At 32.9% G+C, this 21919-nt stretch carries 22 protein-coding genes; 16 read left to right on the top strand and 6 right to left on the bottom strand.

The window, feature by feature from the left end; genetic code table 11:
• Nucleotides 1-195: 195 nt before the first annotated feature.
• On the bottom strand, nucleotides 196-1545 hold the full coding sequence (locus tag LPB88_RS05630; protein WP_230713347.1) for a DEAD/DEAH box helicase: 1350 nt from the start codon (nucleotides 1543-1545) through the stop codon (nucleotides 196-198).
• A gap of 307 nt (nucleotides 1546-1852) precedes the next feature.
• On the opposite strand from LPB88_RS05630, the gene LPB88_RS05625 reads away from it, so the two are divergent.
• Nucleotides 1853-3580 (top strand): M14 family metallopeptidase, encoded by a 1728-nt coding sequence (locus LPB88_RS05625; protein WP_230713345.1) that lies wholly within the window; start codon nucleotides 1853-1855, stop codon nucleotides 3578-3580.
• Between the two features lie 252 nt (nucleotides 3581-3832).
• A complete protein-coding gene (locus LPB88_RS05620) occupies nucleotides 3833-4933 on the top strand; it encodes a YbjQ family protein (RefSeq protein ID WP_230713343.1) in 1101 nt (366 codons plus the stop codon).
• A 254-nt stretch (nucleotides 4934-5187) separates the two neighbouring features.
• Here the strand turns inward: LPB88_RS05620 and LPB88_RS05615 are convergent, their stop codons facing one another.
• Complete coding sequence (locus tag LPB88_RS05615; protein WP_230713340.1) at nucleotides 5188-5784, bottom strand: class I SAM-dependent methyltransferase; 597 nt, start codon at nucleotides 5782-5784, stop codon at nucleotides 5188-5190.
• Nucleotides 5774-6154, bottom strand: a complete 381-nt coding sequence (locus tag LPB88_RS05610) for a glycine cleavage system protein H (RefSeq protein WP_230713338.1) — start codon at nucleotides 6152-6154, stop codon at nucleotides 5774-5776. Before LPB88_RS05610 ends, LPB88_RS05615 begins: the two co-directional genes overlap by 11 nt.
• Before the next feature lie 123 nt (nucleotides 6155-6277).
• Between LPB88_RS05610 and LPB88_RS05605 the strand changes: the two genes are divergently transcribed.
• The gene (locus tag LPB88_RS05605; protein ID WP_230713336.1) at nucleotides 6278-6571 is read left to right on the top strand and encodes a Crp/Fnr family transcriptional regulator; all 294 of its coding nucleotides are present in this window, start codon (nucleotides 6278-6280) and stop codon (nucleotides 6569-6571) included.
• A 38-nt stretch (nucleotides 6572-6609) separates the two neighbouring features.
• Entirely contained in the window at nucleotides 6610-6957 is a 348-nt protein-coding gene (locus LPB88_RS05600) for a Crp/Fnr family transcriptional regulator (RefSeq protein WP_230713333.1), read from the top strand.
• 46 nt (nucleotides 6958-7003) lie between these two features.
• Here LPB88_RS05600 and LPB88_RS05595 read toward each other — a convergent pair whose 3' ends face one another.
• On the bottom strand, nucleotides 7004-7612 hold the full coding sequence (locus LPB88_RS05595) for an NUDIX hydrolase (RefSeq protein WP_230713332.1): 609 nt from the start codon (nucleotides 7610-7612) through the stop codon (nucleotides 7004-7006).
• A 7-nt stretch (nucleotides 7613-7619) separates the two neighbouring features.
• Here LPB88_RS05595 and pyrE point away from each other — a divergent pair, with 7 nt between their 5' ends.
• The 3 genes from pyrE to LPB88_RS05580 all read left to right on the top strand — a co-directional run bounded on the left by pyrE (nucleotide 7620) and on the right by LPB88_RS05580 (nucleotide 9823).
• A complete protein-coding gene (gene pyrE / locus LPB88_RS05590; protein ID WP_230713331.1) occupies nucleotides 7620-8267 on the top strand; it encodes an orotate phosphoribosyltransferase in 648 nt (215 codons plus the stop codon).
• A 236-nt stretch (nucleotides 8268-8503) separates the two neighbouring features.
• Complete coding sequence (locus tag LPB88_RS05585) at nucleotides 8504-8896, top strand: SRPBCC family protein (protein WP_230713329.1); 393 nt, start codon at nucleotides 8504-8506, stop codon at nucleotides 8894-8896.
• Nucleotides 8897-9166: 270 nt separating this feature from the next.
• Entirely contained in the window at nucleotides 9167-9823 is a 657-nt protein-coding gene (locus tag LPB88_RS05580; protein WP_230713327.1) for a hypothetical protein, read from the top strand.
• A 213-nt stretch (nucleotides 9824-10036) separates the two neighbouring features.
• On the opposite strand, the gene LPB88_RS05575 is transcribed toward LPB88_RS05580, so the two are convergent.
• Nucleotides 10037-10777, bottom strand: a complete 741-nt coding sequence (locus LPB88_RS05575) for a biotin--[acetyl-CoA-carboxylase] ligase (RefSeq protein WP_230713325.1) — start codon at nucleotides 10775-10777, stop codon at nucleotides 10037-10039.
• Nucleotides 10778-10870: 93 nt separating this feature from the next.
• Here LPB88_RS05575 and rsfS point away from each other — a divergent pair, with 93 nt between their 5' ends.
• The 8 genes from rsfS (at nucleotide 10871) to LPB88_RS05535 (ending at nucleotide 17684) form a co-directional block, all read left to right on the top strand.
• On the top strand, nucleotides 10871-11242 hold the full coding sequence (gene rsfS / locus LPB88_RS05570) for a ribosome silencing factor (RefSeq protein WP_007809313.1): 372 nt from the start codon (nucleotides 10871-10873) through the stop codon (nucleotides 11240-11242).
• A 15-nt stretch (nucleotides 11243-11257) separates the two neighbouring features.
• Entirely contained in the window at nucleotides 11258-13183 is a 1926-nt protein-coding gene (ftsH, locus tag LPB88_RS05565; protein ID WP_230713323.1) for an ATP-dependent zinc metalloprotease FtsH, read from the top strand.
• A 115-nt stretch (nucleotides 13184-13298) separates the two neighbouring features.
• Complete coding sequence (locus LPB88_RS05560) at nucleotides 13299-13904, top strand: lactate utilization protein (RefSeq protein ID WP_230713321.1); 606 nt, start codon at nucleotides 13299-13301, stop codon at nucleotides 13902-13904.
• Between the two features lies 1 nt (nucleotide 13905).
• A complete protein-coding gene (locus LPB88_RS05555) occupies nucleotides 13906-14793 on the top strand; it encodes a phosphatidate cytidylyltransferase (RefSeq protein WP_230713319.1) in 888 nt (295 codons plus the stop codon).
• The gene (locus LPB88_RS05550) at nucleotides 14783-15436 is read left to right on the top strand and encodes a phosphatidylserine decarboxylase family protein (protein WP_230713317.1); all 654 of its coding nucleotides are present in this window, start codon (nucleotides 14783-14785) and stop codon (nucleotides 15434-15436) included. The genes LPB88_RS05555 and LPB88_RS05550 overlap by 11 nt, the downstream gene beginning before the upstream one ends.
• Nucleotides 15437-15706 (top strand): acyl-CoA-binding protein, encoded by a 270-nt coding sequence (locus LPB88_RS05545; protein WP_230713316.1) that lies wholly within the window; start codon nucleotides 15437-15439, stop codon nucleotides 15704-15706.
• Between the two features lie 8 nt (nucleotides 15707-15714).
• Nucleotides 15715-16494: a superoxide dismutase gene (locus tag LPB88_RS05540; RefSeq protein WP_230713314.1), complete on the top strand. Its 780-nt coding sequence runs from the start codon at nucleotides 15715-15717 to the stop codon at nucleotides 16492-16494.
• A 131-nt stretch (nucleotides 16495-16625) separates the two neighbouring features.
• Entirely contained in the window at nucleotides 16626-17684 is a 1059-nt protein-coding gene (locus tag LPB88_RS05535) for a glycoside hydrolase family 130 protein (protein ID WP_230713312.1), read from the top strand.
• 90 nt (nucleotides 17685-17774) lie between these two features.
• Here LPB88_RS05535 and LPB88_RS05530 read toward each other — a convergent pair whose 3' ends face one another.
• Nucleotides 17775-19646: an alpha-amylase family glycosyl hydrolase gene (locus tag LPB88_RS05530; protein WP_230713311.1), complete on the bottom strand. Its 1872-nt coding sequence runs from the start codon at nucleotides 19644-19646 to the stop codon at nucleotides 17775-17777.
• A 419-nt stretch (nucleotides 19647-20065) separates the two neighbouring features.
• Between LPB88_RS05530 and LPB88_RS05525 the strand changes: the two genes are divergently transcribed.
• Nucleotides 20066-21739: an OstA-like protein gene (locus LPB88_RS05525; protein ID WP_370635818.1), complete on the top strand. Its 1674-nt coding sequence runs from the start codon at nucleotides 20066-20068 to the stop codon at nucleotides 21737-21739.
• Nucleotides 21740-21919 lie beyond the last annotated feature (180 nt).

Genomic DNA, 21919 nt, shown 5'->3' with positions numbered 1-21919 from the left:
TCAACAAATTAAACCAACTTTAACACATAAATCCATTGTAAATATGAATTAAATTTAGCACTATCAAAGCCTAAAACGCACCATAATCAGCGATATTTTACTACAATTTCACCTTCTAAACTTTGCAGAAGTTCAAAATTTTGATAAAAAATCACATCAAAAAATAGCGAATCAAAGAGAACTTGAAACAAAAAACTATCTTTCCTCCTCTTTCTTCACCACTTTTCTGGCGACTTCAATTTTGAATTTCTTGCCTTTCATTTTTTCGTCTTTGATATTTTTAAGCAAGTCTTTTACTTTATTAAATCTGACCGCTGCAAACGAAATAAAATCTTTCACTTCGATTAAACCTAAGTCACCTTTTTCAAGTTTACCTTTTTGAGAAAAGAAACCAACAATGTCGATTTTATTCAGTTTTGTTTTCTTTCCGCCACTAATATAGATTGTCTGATATTCGGGTGGTTTTGGCAAAGTGGTAGTGTTTTCAACTTTCAGAACTTCCATTCCGTAGTCGATATAATCCAATTGTTTTTCACTTTCGTGAATGATAATATACGCCGTTCCAGATGCTTGCATACGCGCCGTACGGCCGTTACGATGTGTAAATTCGTCTTCTTTAAGAGGTAAATGATAATGAATTACGTGTTTCATTTCCGGAATATCCAAACCACGAGCAGCCAAATCGGTTGTAATTAAGTAACTCATACTTCCGTTTCTAAACTGAATCAAAGCACGCTCACGTTCATCCTGATCCATTCCGCCATGATAATAGGTAGCGTAGATTCCTTTTTCGTTTAGAGTGTCGCTAATTCTTTCTGCCGCATCACGGTGATTACAAAAAATAATAGCCGATTGCGATTTCAACGAACAAATCAAATTGAATAAACTTTCTAATTTATCTTTTGATGGTGAAACAACCATTTTCATCGAAAGATTTGCTTTTTCTTCTTCCTCAGGAATAAAATCCAAAACAGTCGGATTAACAACTCTCGTATATCTCGGAATCTCAATATCTGAAGTTGCCGAAACCAAAACACGCTTGTTCAGCTTCGTTAATTTTCCAATGATATAAGACATTTGCTCATGGAAACCCAATTGCAATGATTTGTCAAATTCATCCAAAATCAAAGTCTGAATTTTGTCTGTACGAAAAGTATCTCTGTCAATATGATCTGCAATTCTTCCCGGAGTTCCAATTAAAACTGCAGGCGGATTACTCAAATTCTTGATTTCAGTATCAATCGAGTGACCTCCATAACAGATGTTTACTTTATATTGTGTTCCCATTTTCTTCCAAACCTGCTCAATTTGCAAACCTAATTCGCGTGAAGGCACTAAAATTAAACATTGAACCGAAAGAATTTCAGGCTGTAATAATTCTAAAACTGGTAACAAAAAAGCCAAAGTTTTTCCTGATCCTGTTGGAGAAAGCAGTAAAACATTGTTATCGTTTAAAATAGCATCTTGCGCTACTTCTTGCATTTCGTTTAGGGTCTCAATTCCTAAATTCGAAAGTATGTTGTTGGAATGGTGTTTTTTATTCATTTTGCAAAAGTAGTCAAAAAAAGTTGTTTCAGGTTTTTGTTTGTTTCAGGTTTAAAGTTTCAAGTTGAAATGCGAATAAAAAATTTAACCGCAAAGTGCGCAAAGTTTTTTTTACTCTAAATGTGTTGACAAACGCAAAGGTCGCAAAGCTATGCGAATATAGCTTTGCGAACTTTGCGTAAACCTTTGCGCGCTTTGCGGTAAAATCTCAAACTAACTCTACTCTCATTTCAACTTGAAACCTGAAACAAACAAAAACCTGAAACGAAATTTAATTATATTTGATTTTTCTATTAAAACCCAAACCATGAAACTTTTCACATTTTCCTTTTTACTTTTCACCATAGCTACTTTCGCTCAAAACAATAAAAAATACGACACTTTTCTTGAGAAAGGAAACGGAAATCAATCGGCTTCGTATGAAGAAACTATAAAGTATTATAAACTTCTTGCCAATGATTTCCCGACGATTCAAATTAAGGAAATGGGTTTGACTGATTCCGGTGAACCGTTGCACATGGTAGTTTATAATCCGGAAAAGGAATTTGATTTTGAAAAAATTCAGAAGAACAAAGCGGTGCTTTTTATCAATAACGGAATTCACGCCGGAGAACCTGACGGAATCGACGCCACTATGCAATTCTACAGAGATCTGGCAATTGGAAAACTAAAAGCGCCTAAAAATACGGTTTTGGTTACCATTCCGGTTTATAATATTGGCGGAGCTTTGAATCGAAATTCGACTACGAGAGCCAATCAGGATGGACCGGAAATTTACGGTTTTAGAGGAAACGCCAGAAACTATGATTTGAATCGTGATTTAATGAAATCGGACACTCGAAATACAAAGAGTTTTGTGGAAATTTTTCAGAAAATAAATCCCGATGTTTTTATTGACAATCACGTAAGCAATGGATCTGATTATCAATACAAACTAACCTATATTATGACGCAACATAACAAATTAGGAACTGTTTTGGGTGATTTTATGAATACCGAAATGATGCCGGCTTTGGTAAAAGATTTACAGCAAAAGAAAATTGAAACAACGCCTTATGTAGATTCTTTTAAAGATACTCCCGACAAAGGTTTTGGACAGTTTGTAGACAGTCCGAGGTATACAACGGGCTACACTTCATTGTTTAATACGATTGGTTTTGTAGTCGAAACGCACATGCTGAAAAAATACGTCGAACGTGTAAAAATGACTTACGAATACACCAAATCAACTTTGGATTTTACAGATGCAAATTATCAAAAAATCAAAGCCCTTAGAATTAAAAACCTGGAACAATATCAGCCTAAAAAGCCGTATACTTTAAAATGGGAATTGGACAGCACAAAAGCAACTAAATTTTCGTTTTTAGGATATGAAGCAGGCTACAAAAAAAGCGAAGCCACAACTGGAAATCGTTTGTATTATGACCGAAGCAAACCATATAAAAAAGATGTTCCATATATCAAAGAATTCAAATCGGTAAAAGATGTTGTTATTCCTTTTGCTTATATCATTCCGCGTGGTTATTGGAATATTATTGAGCTGCTAAAGAATAACAACGTTACCTATTCTCAATTTAAAAACGATACTATTGTTGAGGTTGAAAGCTATAAAATTGCCGATTTTAAAACGGTTTCGAATGCTTATGAAGGGCATTATTTACACTACAATACTAGTATAAATTCTAAAGTTGTAAAAATGGCTTTTGCCAAAGGAGACTACCTAATTCAAACAAACCAAAAAGGTGTAAAATACTTAGTTGAAGCTTTTGAACCTGAAGGTGTTGATTCTTTTTTTAATTGGAATTTCTTTGATCCAATTCTACAGCAAAAAGAACATTATTCTGAATATATTTTTGAAGATACGGCTGCTAAATTACTGAAAGATAATCCAGTTTTAAAAGCCGAATTAGAAACTAAAAAACAAAATGACCTTGAGTTTGCTAAAAATTCTGCTGCACAATTAGACTGGATTTACAAACATTCAGTTTATTATGAAAAGGCTCATTTGCAATATCCTGTTTATCGGGTTTTATGAATTTAAACGCAGAGTTTTTTAACCGCAATCCCGATAGCTATCGGGAGCTAATATTTTTTATTTTGAGTGACATTGAAAAACGCTGAGGTCGCAAAGCTGTACGTGTAGACCTTTGTCAAAGTTTTGACCTTTGACAAAGATAAAACTAAATTTCAATGCCTTTATGGTTTTCCATAATACTACTCCCAAATGAAACCCTATATTTGAATATAGAATATTATTGATATAAACAATTATAAATAAAAAGCAAATATGTCAAACGTTAAAGATATTTTGGTCATTACAACTTCTGGGACAGAAGGCTTAAAAATAAAAAAGCATTTAAAACCAGTTTGTGCGCACATTGTTGCCGGAACTAATATTTTTAGCGATTTTTTAGGTGGGCTAACTGATGTTTTTGGCGGTCGATCACATTCATATCAAAAGCAACTATCTTCACTTTATAACGAAGCTATTGAAAGAATAAAATATAATGCGTACGAAATTGGTGCTAATTGTATTATTGGATTAAGTATAGATATGGATGAAATTTCAGGAAAAGGTAAATCTATGTTTATGCTAACTGCTATCGGTACGGCTGTTATTATTGAAAAAGATCAAAAAATAAATCCACTATCAATAACAGATGAGAAATTTGAAAACGTGGGAGTTGAAAAAATAAACAATCTAAGACAAAAAAAAGATATTATAGAAAAAACAAAAAATGGAAGCTTAACTTATTATGATGAAGAAACGTGGAATTTTATAACATCAAATCAGATTGATGAAGTTTTTCCATTCTTGCTAAAAAATTATTCTTCTGAAATAGAGAGCTTCCAATCAGTCTTAGATACTACTAACACATTTAATAAAAATTTTATAACTTATTTAGAGTCTCTTGAAGAAAACAAGCGAACGAATTTATTGTATGATAAAATTGAAACTGAAACCAATCATAGAATTGCCTTGTATCTCTCTAGAATAATAAATATTTTAAACCTATTTAATGGTAATAGAAGTATAAGTTTACTTAAAAATTCAGATTTCAAGAAACAAAAAATTGGTCTTAAAATAGTTACTTATGACAAACCATTTTACAATAAAAGTGATACAGAAAACTTAAATCAAATTAAAAATTTTATAATATCAAATTTTAAAGAAAGAGGTGAAATATCATTAAAAAAACATTTATTATCATCAAAAGAGAGGGAAGTTTGGAATTGCGAATGTGGAAACAAAGCAAACGAAATAGATGAACATTGTGGAAATTGCGTTAACGATATTTTTGGTTTTAAAGATAATGAAATGAAACCAAAAGAAATCGTAAAATATATTGATCAAAAAATTGAATTAATAAATGAACTCATAAATTAACTCCTGCTAGCGCTAGCGAAGAACCTTAAAACCTGAAACTTGGAACTAATCATAAAGTGTAGCTCGCGTGAGGGATAGAAGCTAGCTACCGAAGTAGCGCGGCTAGCCCGACAGCATTTAAGGAAAGGCCCAATGAGCGCAAAGTTTATTTGGCCTTTTCTTAAATGGTGGCACGCCCTGATAAAGCTTCTAAGCAACTAAGGTTCTAAGTTTTTTATTTTGAATAAGTTGAAAACATAATGTTTATAAACTAATTAAGACATTTTCTTCCAGAAATTTAATACCCCGTCACAAGCTGAATATTTTAAATCAAAACTTTCTGGTATTTCTTCCCAGGTACTCCAATAGGTGACAAGTCTGGTATTTTTAGGTGTTTTATTTAATTGATCTCTCACATAATTAGAATATGTAAGAAACAATTCATTTTTAGGAAGTATGGTTTTGTCGATTGGGCATGAAGTATCAATATTCTCAAAAAAAGAATTGTAGAAATAAAATGCATCGTAATCAGAAAAAGAAATTTCAGTAATATTTGAATGAATAAATTCTACATTATTAATATTATGTTTTTCGGCTATTTTTTTGGATAATTTTGTAAGTGATGCTCTTTGCTCAACACCATAAAAAAAACCTTTTGTGGTAGCGGCTCCAACTAAACAAAATTTACCTACCCCGGCTCCAATATCTAATACTTTTTTATTTGGTTTATCAACTAAATAATCTGCAGCAATTTTGGCAATAGCAACTGGTGTCCAATGCCGTTTAGATAGTCTTTTAATTCGAACAGAATACAGCTCATTAAACTTATCGTCTTCTATATCTATATTTTGTTTTAAGGATTTAAAAATCATTTTTTATTAGATGTTTGTATTCTAGATTAGATAAAAAATTATCTCTATGTATATTAATTCTCACTCTTAAAAACCAATGTTCATAAGAGTTTTTATTAATTAACGATATATTTTCCTGTAATACAGGGTTGATTACCAGAATTTCACAATCTAATGGAGCTATAAAATTTAATTTTTGGTTTATTCCATGAATAATACCAAACGTTATATCTTTTTGCATTGTAATGTTCTTGAATTCTAATTCTATTAACTCAATTTTACCAATTTTGTGTTGTGCATAATCTGTTATCCCAATATAAAAATCCCATAATCCTATTTGTCGTAACCATAAATGATTTTCAGTATAATAAAGGCTTTTAGGTATAAACATACGTCGTTTTTCAGTAAAATTAGGTTATTCGAAAACAAGATATAATGATTAAGACAAACTTTAAATTTGATTTAAATCAAGAATTAAATACTACGGAAAAAATAATGTATTTTTGATTAACCTATGATTTCAAAATTTACTTTTAACAATCAATATCTTTTAGATGAGCTTCCTAAACATGATAAGGACTTGCTCGAGAAAGTAATGAAAGATAAAAAATATCGAAAAAATGAAGCGATATTTACAGAAGGTACCTTACCCACCGGTATTTTTTATGTTAAAAATGGCAAAGTCAAAAAGTACAAAGCCGATAATGATGGTAGAGAACAAATTGTACATATCTACAATTCAGGCGAATTTTTTGGATATGCAGCTATTTTAGTGAAGAAACTTATGGTGATACAACGGTTGCTATAGAAAATACCTTAATATCATTTATTTCTAAGGATGACTTTTTGAATATACTTAATATTTCTATTGTATTCTCCAGATTATTATTAAAAAGCTTAAGCCATGAATTTAGTGTAATGGTTAATCTTTTGGCCGTTTTATCACAGAGAACCGTTAGAGAACGGGTTGCTCTTAGTTTACTGATATTGCATAATAAATACAAAACATGTGATACTGAAAAAATTGTTTTTATTATGTTATCCCGAGCAGATTTAGCAAATATGGCTGGCACCGTAAATGAAACCTTAGCAAGGGTTCTTCACGAATTTAAAGAGGATAAGCTTATTTGGGTAGAAGGACGAAAAATACAATTGTTAGATCTTAAAACATTAACGAAAACTGCAAATCTATAGCAATAAGCTTCTTGTATTAAGACACTTAGATTTATATCCCAAGCTTTTATTCTACTTTAACCTCAGTTTCTTCTTCAAATAATAGTTTAATATTTTCGTAAGAGTTTTTTAGTGCCTCTTTGATTTGTTCAGGATTTAACCAGGCAACTTTTTCGATACCTTCTTCGGCTTGACCTTGTGGAGTTCCTTCGAAATCAGAATACATTTCGAACCAATGTGTGATTTTTAGTTTGTATTTTCCGTTGCGTTTAAAAACGTGGTAGGTTTTTTGAAGTTTATTGGTGATTCTAAGTTTGTTTACACCAGTTTCCTCTTCGACTTCGCGCATGGCAGTGGCCTCAATCTCCTCGCCTTTCTCAATTCCACCTTTTGGGAGATCCCATTTTCCGTTTCTGAAGATGAATAAAACCTCGCCTTTTTTATTGTACACAAAGCCTCCTCCCGCTTTACTTACAGGAATTTTGGCTTTTAATGTCTTCATTATTTCCTTTTCGTCGGGATGATATAAGTAAGCCTTTTGAATTTTATTTTGAAATATTTTCACTATAAGCTGCTCGATATCAATACTCTCTAATAGGAATAATTGAAAATTAGTCTCTCTTGAGATTTCATTTGTCAAAAAAAGTGGTTTGTCGTTCACAAAAACTTTATACATTTGTACTATGATTTTTAATAAAGATACTGCCGAAAAAACAGCCGAATTGCTTTTGCAAATAAATGCAATTAAATTGAATCCAGAAAATCCTTTTACATGGGCTTCTGGCTGGAAATCTCCTATTTACTGCGATAATAGGTTAATTCTTTCATTTCCGATCATCCGAAATTATGTTCGTGATGAGTTCGCGAAAAATATTGAAAAACAATTTGGGAAACCAGATGTCATTGCCGGTGTTGCTACAGGTGCCATAGGTGTTGGGATTCTTGTTGCCGAAAGCCTTGGATTGCCATTTGTATATGTGCGTCCTGAAGCAAAAAAACACGGAAGACAGAACCAAGTTGAAGGTTTTTTACAAAAAGGTCAAAACGTGGTTGTCGTTGAAGATTTAATTAGTACCGGAAACAGTAGTTTGATGGCTGTGGAAGCTTTACGCAACGAAGGTGCTAATATTAAAGGTATGGCGGCGATTTTTACGTATGGTTTTAGTGTAGCCGAAGAAAACTTTAAAAATGCTAATATCGATTTGTATACGTTAAGTAATTACGAAAATTTATTGGATTTAGCGGTTCAAAAACAATATATCACTGAAGAGCAACAATCTACTTTGCAGGAATGGAATGCAATTCCATCGACTTGGGGACAAGAGGAGTAATTTTTAGATTTTAGATTTTAGATTTTAGATTTTAGATTTTAGATTTTAGATTTTAGATTTTAGATTTTAGATTTTAGATTTTAGATTTTAGATTTTAGATTTTATTAAAAAATCGCTTCGCTCTTTTTTGGAATTTATTAAATCCTGCTTTGCGAACTTTGCGTTTATAAAGCCAAAGTGAAGAAAAAACCTTGCGTCTTTGCGGTAAAAAAACAACAACAAAAACAAAAAAATATATGAACTTAGAAAGTCCAAAAGTTACTGTTCAGAAATCAGCTCAAGATTTATTTGATTTATTGACTGATGTTAGGAATTTTGAAAAATTAATGCCGGAGAATATCGCTAAATTTGAAGTGATTGGCGAGGATGCTTTTATTTTTGGATTGAAAGGTATGCCGGAAATAAAACTTAAAATGAAGGAAAAAGTAGCACCAAACAAAATTGTTTTGGGAGCTGCAAGTGATAAACTTCCTTTTACTTTGGTTTCGAATATCGATAGTGTTTCAGATGCCGAAAGTGCTGTTCAATTGCAATTTGAAGGTGAATTTAACCCAATGATGGCAATGATGATCAAAGGACCTATTAGCAAATTCATCGAGACTTTGGCAACTAATATGACAAAATTATAATTGTTGATTATTAATTCTCGATTTACATAAAATTTAAAAGCCTGATTTAACGATCGGGCTTTTTTTTGCCACGAAGGCGCTAAGAGGTAAAGAAAATTAAACTTTGCAACTCTGCGCCTTTGCGAGATTATTTAAAAAAACTCAGCCACTTAGTCTCTTAGAACTTCAAAAAAAACGATTCATCCTCAAAAAAATACAGTTCGGAACTATTAATTATTGTAAGATAAATTATTGATCGAAGTTTGATCCATTAAACTAACAAACCTAAAAATGGAAGCAACTATCAAGATTTTAATTTACATTCACGCCTTCTTTGGAGGAATTGGACTTATTACCGGAATGGGAAGTATCATAGTCAAAAAAGGAGGATCATTGCATAAGAAAATGGGTAAACTATTTTCTATAGGAATGGTAACAAGTTCTCTAATTTCTATTCCGATTTGCTGGATGCCTAAACATCAGAATATTTTTTTATTCTTAATTGGATTGTTTACCATATATCTGGTTATTTCCGGAAATCGATTTTTAAGGTTTAAACGCAAAACAGAGGCCAATTTTATTGATAAATTAATTTCGGGAAGTATGTTGTTCTTTTCTGTAATAATGATTTCGATTGGGTTATATTGCCAACTAAATGCTGTTGAAAATGGTATTTTGTTTACTTTCTTCGGTGGTTTCGGTTTTTATATGACGGTTAAGGATTTTATGTTTTTCAAAAACCTTTCGGTATCCAATAAAAGCTGGCTTTCTAAACACATCGGAAAAATGATTGGAGCTTTGATTGCGTCAATAACCGCATTTATTGTTGCCGGAATTGGTATTGGAAATGCAATTGCATGGATGACACCTTCTATTTTGGGAACTATTTACATCTTTTATTGGAATAGAAAAATAGCTCCAAAAGCGGATAAATTAGTGAAGGCTTAAATTGATGAAAATGGCACGCGGATTTAACGGATAGAACAGATTTACACTGATTCGATTTTAAAAATACCTTTTAAACACTTCAGTAAAAAACAAGTTAGACGCACTGCTGTACGTCTCTAAGTTAAACCAAACCTCAAAACCTTTTCGTATGATAATGACGCAAACATATATGCGCCCCTAAGATAAACCTCTGAACCTTTGCAACTTTGTACCTCAGTAAAGCATCTGAACCTCTTTGATATCGAATTCTGAAACAGAATCGTCTTCTAATAAAATTTGAATTTTTCCAACGGAAGAAACGCCCTGAATAATTCCCATGAAATTTTGCCCAGAGAATTCGGGATCTAGGATTTTGAATGGCATTGGAACCCCTTTTCGGAATAAAGTCTCAAAATAAGTTATCCAGAAATCCTCAGAATTAGTTGGCCATAATTCGATTTTTTCTTGCATTTTTCCGACAATTAAGGCTGGCAGAGCATCTTTATCAAAAGTATTTCCGGCAATGACTGCCATTGAAGATGCATTTGGCAATTGATCAAAATTAGTTTGGTTGACATTTAGTCCTAATCCGACAACTGACACGATCCTGCCATCACTTTTAATGGTATTTTCGATTAGTATGCCACCAATTTTCTTATTGTATGACATAATGTCGTTTGGCCATTTTATACTTAAATCAGAAATATTTAACGTTTTTAAGACCTCTATTACCGCTAATGAAACTACTATGCTCAGATTAAAAAACTGCTCATTATCGTATAAGAAATCCTTTACCAAGGCACTCATAATTAAGTTTTTACCTGATTCAGACTCCCACTTCGCCCCCATTTGCCCCTTGCCTTTTGTCTGATTTTCAGCTGTTACGACAGTGAAATTATCAAGTTCATCTTGGCTTGACAATGATTTTAAGAAATCATTTGTTGAATCTATGGCATCGAGTTTGATTAGCTTCATCTAAGTAATTTAAATAACTTAATTTAATATTTTGTTAAGGTTCAAAAATAATCACAAAATTTGGTAACTTTACAAATTCATATAAAATAATTCATGGCGAAAAAGACGATTAATAATGATGTTCTATTGGCGAACATAATCAAAGGGATTGAAGAAGTAAAAGGAAATGATATCGATATTCTTGACTTAAGAGAAATAGACACGGCTGTTTGTGACTATTTTGTCATTTGCAACGGAAGCTCTAATACCCAAGTTAACGCCATTGTAAACTCAATTCAAAAAACAGTATCTAAAGACTTAAAAGATAAACCTTGGCACGTAGAAGGAACCGATAATGCAGAATGGGTTCTAATGGACTATGTGCATATCGTGGTACATGTTTTCCAGAAACACATTCGTGAATACTATAATATCGAAAGCCTTTGGGGTGACGCCAAAATAACTACAATCGAAAACAAATACTAAAGAAAATTTTTTCTAATGGCTAAAGATAATAATCCAAATCCGAGTAAATTTAAAATAAGTCCTTGGTTAATATATACCGCAATACTTTTAGTTTTTTTATTTATAAGTTTTGCAACCGGAGGATCTAACTTAAGCGAACCTGCTCAATTAACGTCTTCTAAATTTAATGTATTATTAGAAAAAGGACAAATTGAAAAAGTTATCGTTTATAATAAAGCTGAAGCTGAAGTATACTTAACACAAGCGGCTCTTAAAGATCCTGCAAATAAAAAAGTAGCTAAAGATATTTTTGAAAGACCTAACAAAGGTCCTCACTATACTTTAGAAATTGGTAACGATCAGATTTTTCAAACTAAATTAGAAAAAGCAGTTGGCGAAGGCAAACTGAAAGATTTTAATTTCTTGCAGAAAAACAATTGGAGCGATATTTTAATTAGTCTGCTTCCAATCATCATCATTATTGGTGTATGGATTTTTATTATGCGTAAAATGTCAGGTGGCGCAGGTGGCGGTGGCGGACAAATCTTTAACATTGGAAAATCTAAAGCTAAATTGTTTGACGAGAAAACTGACATCAAAACTACATTTAAAGATGTTGCCGGTTTAGAAGGTGCTAAAGAAGAAATACAAGAAATTGTAGAATTCCTGAAAAACCCTGAAAAATACACGAATCTTGGAGGTAAAATCCCGAAAGGAGCTTTACTTGTAGGACCTCCGGGAACTGGTAAAACTTTGCTTGCAAAAGCTGTTGCCGGTGAGGCTCAGGTTCCATTTTTCTCTTTATCAGGTTCTGATTTCGTAGAGATGTTTGTAGGCGTTGGTGCTTCACGTGTTCGTGACTTATTTAAACAAGCTAAAGAAAAATCTCCTGCTATTATCTTCATTGATGAAATCGATGCTGTAGGTAGAGCTAGAGGAAAAAGTAATATGTCAGGCGGAAATGACGAAAGAGAAAACACTTTGAACCAATTACTAACAGAAATGGATGGTTTTGGTACAAACTCTAACGTAATTGTTTTGGCTGCAACCAACAGAGCTGATGTTCTTGACAAAGCTTTAATGCGTGCTGGACGTTTTGACAGACAAATTTTTGTTGACTTACCGGACATTCGTGAAAGAGCTGAAATTTTTGCTGTACACTTAGCTCCTATCAAAAAAGTAGAAGGTCTTGACCTTGATTTCTTAGCAAAACAAACTCCAGGATTCTCTGGTGCTGATATCGCTAACGTTTGTAACGAAGCTGCCTTAATTGCTGCCCGTAACAACAAAACTGCAGTAGACAAACAAGATTTCCTTGATGCTGTTGACAGAATCATTGGTGGTCTTGAAAAGAAAAACAAAATCATTACTCCAGAAGAGAAAAGAGCAATTGCTATTCACGAAGCTGGTCACGCTACTGTAAGCTGGATGTTAGAACATGCTGCACCGCTTATTAAAGTAACTATTGTACCTCGTGGACAAAGTTTAGGAGCGGCTTGGTACTTACCGGAAGAGAGACAAATCGTTAGAACAGATCAAATGTTAGACGAAATGTGTGCTACTATGGGCGGAAGAGCTGCAGAAAAAGTAACTTTTGACAGAATTTCGACTGGTGCATTGAGCGATTTAGAAAAAGTTACACGTCAGGCTCGTGCTATGGTAACTATTTACGGTTTGAATGATAAAATCGGAAATGTTACTTATTACGATTCAACAGGACAAAGCGAATACAACTTCTCAAAACCATATTCTGACGAGACAGCAAAAATTATTGATGCTGAAATTTCAGAATTAATTGAAGGCCAATACAAAAGAGCTATTCAAATTTTAGAAGAAAACAAAGACAAGTTAAATCAGCTTGCTGATATATTAATTGAAAAAGAAGTTATTTTTAAAGATGACTTAGAAACAATTTTCGGAAAACGTACTTTTGATAAAAATTTAGAAGAAGTGGTTTCGTAAATTATTCAGAAATACGTAATATTTTTTAAAATCTTAATTCAAAATAGCCTTTTGAATTAAGATTTTTTTATCTTTGAACGTTTTCAATTAACATGTAAAGTATTTCATATAAAAAATGAATTTTTTCAAAAAAATATTTGGTTCTAGCGATTCCGCTTCTGACGACGAAAATGAAAGTGAATATGCGGGCAATTCAATTCAGGATAGCCATTTGTCTATAGACGAAAGGTTCATTTTCAATTTTAAGAAAAATGGCGGGAAGTTTTTGTATTGTGAAAATAAACAAGAAGTAGCTGAACAGTTTGAAAATATTTTAGAAGAAAACGATTGGTTCGAAAATGAAGTACTTTGTTATGAACCAGGTCTTTTTCATTTATTAGATGAAAATAAGTTGCTTTATATTGCACCAGCCAAACCAAAATTTCTTTTGGCAACTTGCGAAAATCTTATTGCAGATGAAGGTTCTATTTTGTTTTCATCAAAACAAATCAGACAAAACAAACCAAACGAATTACCTGCAAATATTGTAATTATTGCTACAACAAGTCAAATCCTTTCTATAAAAAGTGACGGTTTAAGTGCTATTAAACGCAAATACGAAAGAGATTATCCTACTAACATTACCACAATAAAATATTTCGAAAAAGCGAAAGAAGAAGATTTTACACAATACGGAAGTGTTGCCAAGAATCTTTATTTATTGCTCTTAGAAGACCTTTAAGATGAATGAAACACTCAAGAGAACCATTTCTGGTGCTGTTTATATCGCTTTATTACTAACTTCTATTCTGTTTTCAACAGAGAGCTTTATCATTCTTTTTGGTATTTTCCTAATTATTGCAACTTACGAATTTTGCAATTTAGTTAAAATCAATAAAGTTGTTTCTATTTTATTTGTTACGCTATTTTACTCTACGGTTTCCTTAACTAGTTTTTACAAAGTAGAAACTGAAAACTATATTAACAAGCTTCTAAAAGAGAACATTCAAATTACGGTTGATACAGATAAATTATTTTCTGTGCTGCTTGTAATCACGCTAATCGTTTCTATTAAATGTATTTTCTTTTTATTTGATGATACTCAGAGCATCAGCAAAGTATCCAAATACATTTATTTGATTGGATACATCATGTTCCCTTTTCTTTTTATCACTAAAATTTCTTTCGGTATCAAAGATTATAATCCAAAAATTATTATTGGGTTATTCGTCTTGATCTGGACCAATGATACTTTTGCTTATTTGGTTGGAAAATCAATAGGTAAACATAAATTATTTGAACGCATTTCTCCTAAAAAAACTATTGAAGGATTTCTGGGCGGGGTTGTATTTGCTGCTTTTGCCGGTTTTTTAATTTCAAAATTGTACATACAGCCTAATCCTGAGTTTAGCAACAAATCAATCTTAATCTGGATGATTATTGCTTTAATTGTCAGCATTTTTGGAACGATTGGAGATTTGATAGAATCAAAATTCAAAAGAGTTGCCGGCGTAAAAGATAGCGGAGCCATAATGCCCGGCCACGGAGGCGTATTAGATCGACTAGATAGTGTTATATTTGTAGCACCAATTATATTTTTATTTTATCAAATTTTATATTATGTTTCATAAAGAAGGAGGTCCATCCATTTTATTAGGTACTGTTTTTGCGGTTGCCGTAATTTTACTTGCTGAGAAATTTATTGATATCAGTTGGCTGAGAATACTAGTACAACTAGCTGGTTTATTAGTTTTGATCATTATTTTACAATTTTTTAGAAATCCTAAAAGAATCGCAATCAGAAACAGCGATCACATTCTTGCTCCTGTTGACGGAAAAGTTGTGGTTATTGAAGAAGTATATGAAGGTGAATTTTTTAAAGATAAACGTTTGCAAGTTTCTATTTTTATGTCGCCAATTAACGTACACGTTACTCGTTACGCTATGGACGGTATCATAAAATTCAGTAAATATCACCCAGGTAAGTTTTTAGTTGCGTGGCATCCAAAAGCAAGCGAGGAAAACGAAAGAACAACTGTTGTTATTGAAAACGAAACTTTCGGACAAGTTTTGTACAGACAAATTGCAGGTGCTTTGGCTCGTAGAATTGTAAATTATGCACAAGAAGGAATGCAGGTTGTTCAGGGAACTGATGCAGGCTTCATTAAATTTGGTTCAAGAGTAGATTTATTTTTACCTTTAGGTACTCCAATTAATGTAGTATTAAACCAAAAAGCTATTGGTGGAAAAACCATCATCGCTACAAAAGCTTAAATGACCGAAAAAGATTTAGATACTCGTTTTTTAGAGGCTGTAGAAACTGCTTTAAAAATGACTCAGGCCTCATTGCCGCAAGATGTGCAGCTAAGGCTTTATGCCTATTACAAACAAGCAACTTTTGGAACAGCCGTGTACAATCAATCTGAGAATTTTGATTTACGCGACGCTTTCAAAACAAATGCATGGATGCAAATAAGCCATATTTCAATCGATGAAGCCAAAGAGTGCTATATCGAAATCATTAATTCACTAACATCAAAATAACTAACATTATGGAGAAAAACATTACTCGTTTTGGCATTTTAGCTTCATTTTTATTATTATTTTCTTGTAATGATAATAAGCTAACCGAAGTTGTAGAAGTCCCTTTACCAACAAAAGAAGAAAAAATAACAATAGGATCTCCAAATGACGTAAAAGCAGATCCGGGATCTTTTGAGATGACGAAGCTTCCTTTTTCGTATGACGCATTAGCGCCGGCAATAAGAACGCTTACAATGGAAACGCATTATTCTAAGCACTATTTAACGTTTACAAATGCTTTTAATAAAGAGATATTAAATACTGAATTTGAAAATATGCCAATTGAAGATATCTTAAAAAAATTAGATCTCAACAATGCAAAACTTCGTCAAAATGCTGGTGGATATTATAATCATACGATGTATTTTAATCTTCTGACCCCAAAAGAAGTAACTCCAAAAGATACTTTAGCTGGTTCTATTAATAAAGAATTTGGTTCTTTTAACAATCTTACAAACCAATTTAAAGGTCAGGCTACAAAACAATTTGGTTCTGGTTGGGTTTGGTTAGTTGTAGACAGATACGGTAAATTACAAGTTACAACAACTGACAATCAAGATAATCCGCTAATGAAAAACGCATTGATTCCGGGAACTCCAATTTTAGGAATTGATTTATGGGAACATGCTTATTACCTGGATTACCAAAATAGAAAAGGAAGTTACATCGACGCTTTTTATCAACATATAAATTGGGAAAAGGTAAACGAAAACTATATAGAGGCTTTAAAGAAAGTCAAAAAAGTATAAAACACAAAAAGCTGATACAATTAAGTATCAGCTTTTTTTTGATCATAAGCTTTTTAAATATATAACTGACTTTTGTATATAAACGAAAATTGTAGTATCTTTTTATTTGTAATCGTTTAGAAATAAAAGACATGGAAGATATAGCAAACCGTTTTACAGAAAACCCGTTATTATCACCCAAAGATCTACCTGCCAGTAGAGAAGGATTAGAAGTTACCTGTTTATTAAATCCGGGCGTATTTCGATATCAAAACAAAACCTGGTTAGTAGTAAGAGTAGCCGAAAGACCGAAGCAAAAAGAAAACACAATCTCATTCCCAATATTAACTAGAACTGGAGCTATTACAATTATCGAAATTCCAACAGATGATCCTGATTTAATCACAACTGATGCCCGTGTAATTAATTACAAGGGAAATGATTATTTGACAACACTATCACATCTGCGCCTATTATGCAGTGAAAACGGACGTGATTTTTATGAGCCTGAAAACTATCCTCCGTTAGTTGGTGAGGGAATTTTAGAAACATTCGGGATAGAAGATTGTCGCGTTGCATTGATTGAAGGAACTTATTATTTGACTTTTACTTCAGTATCTGATAATGGTGTTGGAGTTGGTTTACGTACTACAACCGACTGGAAAAACTTCAAAAAATACGGCATGATATTACCTGCACATAATAAGGATTGTGCCATTTTTGAAGAAAAAATAAATGGATTGTTTTATGCTTTACATCGACCTAGCAGTGTGGATATTGGTGGTAATTATATCTGGATTGCTTCTTCTCCTGATGCCGTTCATTGGGGAAATCATCATTGTATTATCAAAACACGAAAAGGATTTTGGGACAGTAAAAGAGTTGGCGCAGGAGCTGCTCCAATAAAAACAGAAAAAGGCTGGCTGGAAATTTATCATGGAGCCAATGAAAATCATCAATATTGCCTTGGGGCATTTCTAATGGATTTACAAGATCCCACAAAAGTACTGGCAAGAACTGAAGAACCAATTATGGTACCAACGACAAACTATGAGTTAAGCGGCTTTTTTGGCAATGTAGTATTTACAAATGGTCATATCATCGAACCTGAAGGGGATACTGTTACCATCTATTACGGCGCTTCTGATGAATTTGTTTGTGGCGCTCAATTTTCGATCAAAAGGATTCTTCAGCTTTTAAAAGAAATCTAATATAAACCAAAAACCCTGTTTCAGAATTTAAAATTTCTAAAACAAGGTTTTTTTTAAAGGTGTTATCCTGCAAGGTTTTCAAAGCAAACACTATTTCACTTCATAAATAAACGATTCCGAAGGTGTTATTTTAGTTATAACAGCTCCTTCTCCATTCTTTACGACCAAAATATTTTTATTATTCGGGTATAATTGATCTGTAACTACATATTCGCCATCTTTTAAATTCCATTTTAAAATCACGTCAGATGGAATCTTCAAAACAAACTCGCTTGTTTTTTCAGAAGAAAAATTTGAAACAACTATCAACTTCTGATTTTCAGACCAACGTACATAAGAATAAATCAATTCATCATAACTCACATTACTCTGGCGATTTGCAGTTTGAATTTCCTGAAAATCTCCCATTAAAGCCGAACTGTTAATCGAAAAATTCAATAACCTTTTATAAAAATCACGAAGGTTTTTTTCAGAATCAGAAAGCTTTCCGCCGTCAAATTTCCCATCGTTCATCCAGCGTTGATGATTTGGAACTCCAATATAATCGAAAATTGAAGTTCTGGAACGAGTTCCAAAACCTGCATTTTCATTTCCTGCCTCTCCTACTTCCTGTCCAAAATAAACCATTGTTGGCGAAGTACTAATTGTTGTAGAAACTACCATTAAAGGTTTTCCTCTTTCGGGAGTTCCTGCAAACTCAGGACTTGCTAATCGCTGTTCGTCATGATTGTCTAGAAAATGCAGCATATTGTGTTCGATATCCGACATTCCCTTTTGAATATCTGATAATCCATCTGGTGAAGATTTTCCGCGAATAACATCTTTTAGCTTATCATAAGTTTCAACTTTATCATATAAATAATCCATTTTTCCTAAACGAATATAATTGCGATATTCTTTTGGATTGTAAACTTCCGCCAATAAAAAAGCATTTGGATTCTTCATTTTGATAGCAGAGTTCATATAACTCCAAAATTCATACGGAACCATTTCGGCCATATCATAACGAAAACCATCCACACCTTTTGCTGTCCAATACAAAGCAATCGATTTGAACTTTTTCCAGGAATCCGGAACTTCTTTATCTTGCCAAAAAGCAAAATGTTCGGCATACGATTTTTGATCAAATCCAGCCGGAAGTTCAGGGAAATCTTTAGAACCATCAGGACGAATTCCGTAATTTACCTTCACTGTTTCATACCAGTCATTTTGATCCGGTTTTACTTTACGAGAACCATTCCCTGTCCATTTTGCAGGATTTTCATCAAAGAAACCATCAACCATCGGATTCTTTTCTCCATTTAATGGAATATCACCATCCGGAATTTCAAAATGTACCTTCGGTATATAATAGAAGTTGTTGTCTCTTTTGTACTCCACATTTACATCATCGTTTGCACCAAAATCTACAACACCGTCCGGATTATTTTTTCCTTCATATTTTCTCGCAATATGATTTGGAACAATATCAATAATTAGTTTTAATCCAGCTTTGTGAGTTCTGGCAATTAAAGCTTCAAATTCCTGCAATCTGTTAGCGGGATTAACTGCCAAATCCGGATTTACATTATAATAATCCTTTACCGCATAAGGCGATCCGGCACGGCCTTTTACCACTTCGGGATCATCATTTGAAATTCCATAAGCCGTATAATCATGAACCAAAGCATGATGAGGAACTCCGGTGTACCAAATATAGGTAACCCCTAAATCTTTAATTTCATGAAGTACTTTATCTGTAAAATCGTTGAACTTCCCTACTCCGTTTTCTTCAATAGTTCCCCAAGGTTTGTTATTGGTATTTTTGTTTCCAAATAAGCGTGTAAAAACCTGATATACTACAATTTTCTTATCTGTAGCAACTTCTTCTTTAGCAGTATTCATCTTTAAATCTTTTGTTTTACATGCCGAAAACAGCATTGTCACAGCCATTCCTGCAACTATAATTCTTTTATTTACCATATCTTTTTATAAACGTTTCTTAATTGAATCAAAAGGTTAAATCAATACAAGAAACCATTTTTTAAATTTAAGCTAATTTTTAAAACTCAGAAGAAACTCTCTCTAATTTCAAACCTAAAAAACTAAACTACAACGAAATAGTTATACTTTTTGTTGGTAACTTAAAGAAGGTTCAAAGTTGCATAGGCTCAAAAGGGACAAAGATTTTTTTTAACGATCTAAAAATTGTAAAACTAAGTTTAGACACACTGCTGTGCATCTCTACGATATACATTATAAGTAAAATTCATTTACAAAAAACACTAACAAACCTTTGTACCTTTGCCACTCTGAACCTTTGTACCTAAAAACTATAATTTAATCCTAATAACATTATAAGGTTGTAACCTTTTTCATAAATTTGACAAAAAATTAATCAATTGAAGAAATCACTCTTTTTCATATCTTATTGTTTGCTTTTGTTAAGCGTACAATCCATTTTTGCACAAGCGCCAAAGCCAAAAACAATTAATATTGAGAATTCTGACCTTGTAGAAGTTAATCAGGTTTTAGTGCCTGATGGAATTTTGCTTACCGGAAATGTAAAAGTAAATCATGATGGTGTTGTATTAACGTGTAATAAAGCCTACTTCTTTCAAAAAGAAAACTACATCAAAGCTTTTGGAAATGTTCAATTGGTGCAAGGTGATACTTTATTTCTGAATAGTAAATATGCTGAGTATAGCGGAAATCTGAAAAAAGCTTTCGCAACCGGTGATGCCGTTATGAGTTCGCCTGATGCAACTTTACAAACAGATACGATTAATTTTGACCGAAATGTTCAACAGGTTTTTTACAATACAAAAGGAACAATTGTTAATAAAGACAATACATTAGTAAGTAAATCAGGAAGATATTATGTTGAAGAAAAGAAATTTCAGTTTTTAACCGAAGTTACAATTACAAACCCTAAATATGTTATAAAATCTAATCATCTGGATTATTACAGCAATTCAGGACACACTTATTTACTTGGTCCATCGACGATTACTAGTAAAACTAATTACATTTATACGGAAAAAGGGTTTTATGACACCAAGAAAAATCTCGCCCACTTTTTACGGAAATCCTATATAAGATATGACGACAGACTCATTGAGGGCGATAGTTTGTATTATAACCGAAATATTGAATTTGCATCGGCAACGCGAAATGTAAAGATTACGGATTCTATAAACCGCGGAATTGTAAAAGGGCATTATGCCGAGATTTACAAACTAAAAGATTCAATGTTTGTAACCAAAAGAGCCGTTGCGGTAAACTTTGTCGAGAACGATTCAGTTTACATTCATGGAAAGAAATTAATGGTAACGGGTAAAGAAGGCGAGCGTATTTTGAGAGCTTATAATAATGTTCGTTTCTTTAAAGTAGACATGAGCGGAAAATGCGATTCTATACATTCTAATTCTAAAACCGCTTTGACCAAACTAATAGGAAATCCGATTTTATGGAATGGCGATAACCAAATTACCGGCGATGTTATGCATTTAATTGGCGATAATAACACCAAAAAGCTAGATTCCTTAAAAGTCCTCAACAACACCTTTCTCGTCTCGCGGGACACGCTCGGAACCGGCTATAATCAGGTCAAGGGAATCAATTTATTTGGGAAATTCAGAGATGGAAAACTTCATGATGTGGATGTTATCAAAAACACCGAAGTCATTTATTTCATGCGGAATGACGCAAAAGAACTTATTGGAATCAATAAAAATGTGAGCAGTAAAATCAACCTTATTCTCGAGAATAATGCTGTAGAAACCATTACATTTTTTAACAAAGTAGATGGTGATATTTATCCTGAAGCCGATTTACCCGAAAATGCCCGTAAATTAAGAGGTTTAGTCTGGCGTGGCGACGAACGAATAAAATCGAAAGATGATATTTTTACCGCAGAAGACAACGAACTTAATGACAAATTAGTTCAGGAAGGAAAAGACGAAGAAGCCAAGGACAAAGACGTCCCGCTGAAAGTCAGAAAAGAAACTTTAGATTACGATAAAAAGAAACCAGCAGTAAAACCTGCAAAGACAAGTACAAAAACTAAAAAGTAGCTTTTATAGTTTTCGGTCGCAGTATTCGGTACAAAGCTTTGTGATCTTTACATTAAGAAATGTAATTGCAGTTTTTACCGTAAAAAACTTTGCGAACTTTGCGGTAAAATTCGGTAACAATTTTCGGTTCCAAAACCTGAAACTTGAAACTAAAAAAACTTAGAACCTTAGAAAATCAGT

Source organism: Flavobacterium sp. JAS (genome assembly GCF_020991455.1).
GTDB lineage: Bacteria > Bacteroidota > Bacteroidia > Flavobacteriales > Flavobacteriaceae > Flavobacterium.
The sequence above is the reverse complement of the archived record's forward strand: the minus strand, read 5'-3'. Positions and strand labels throughout refer to the sequence as shown.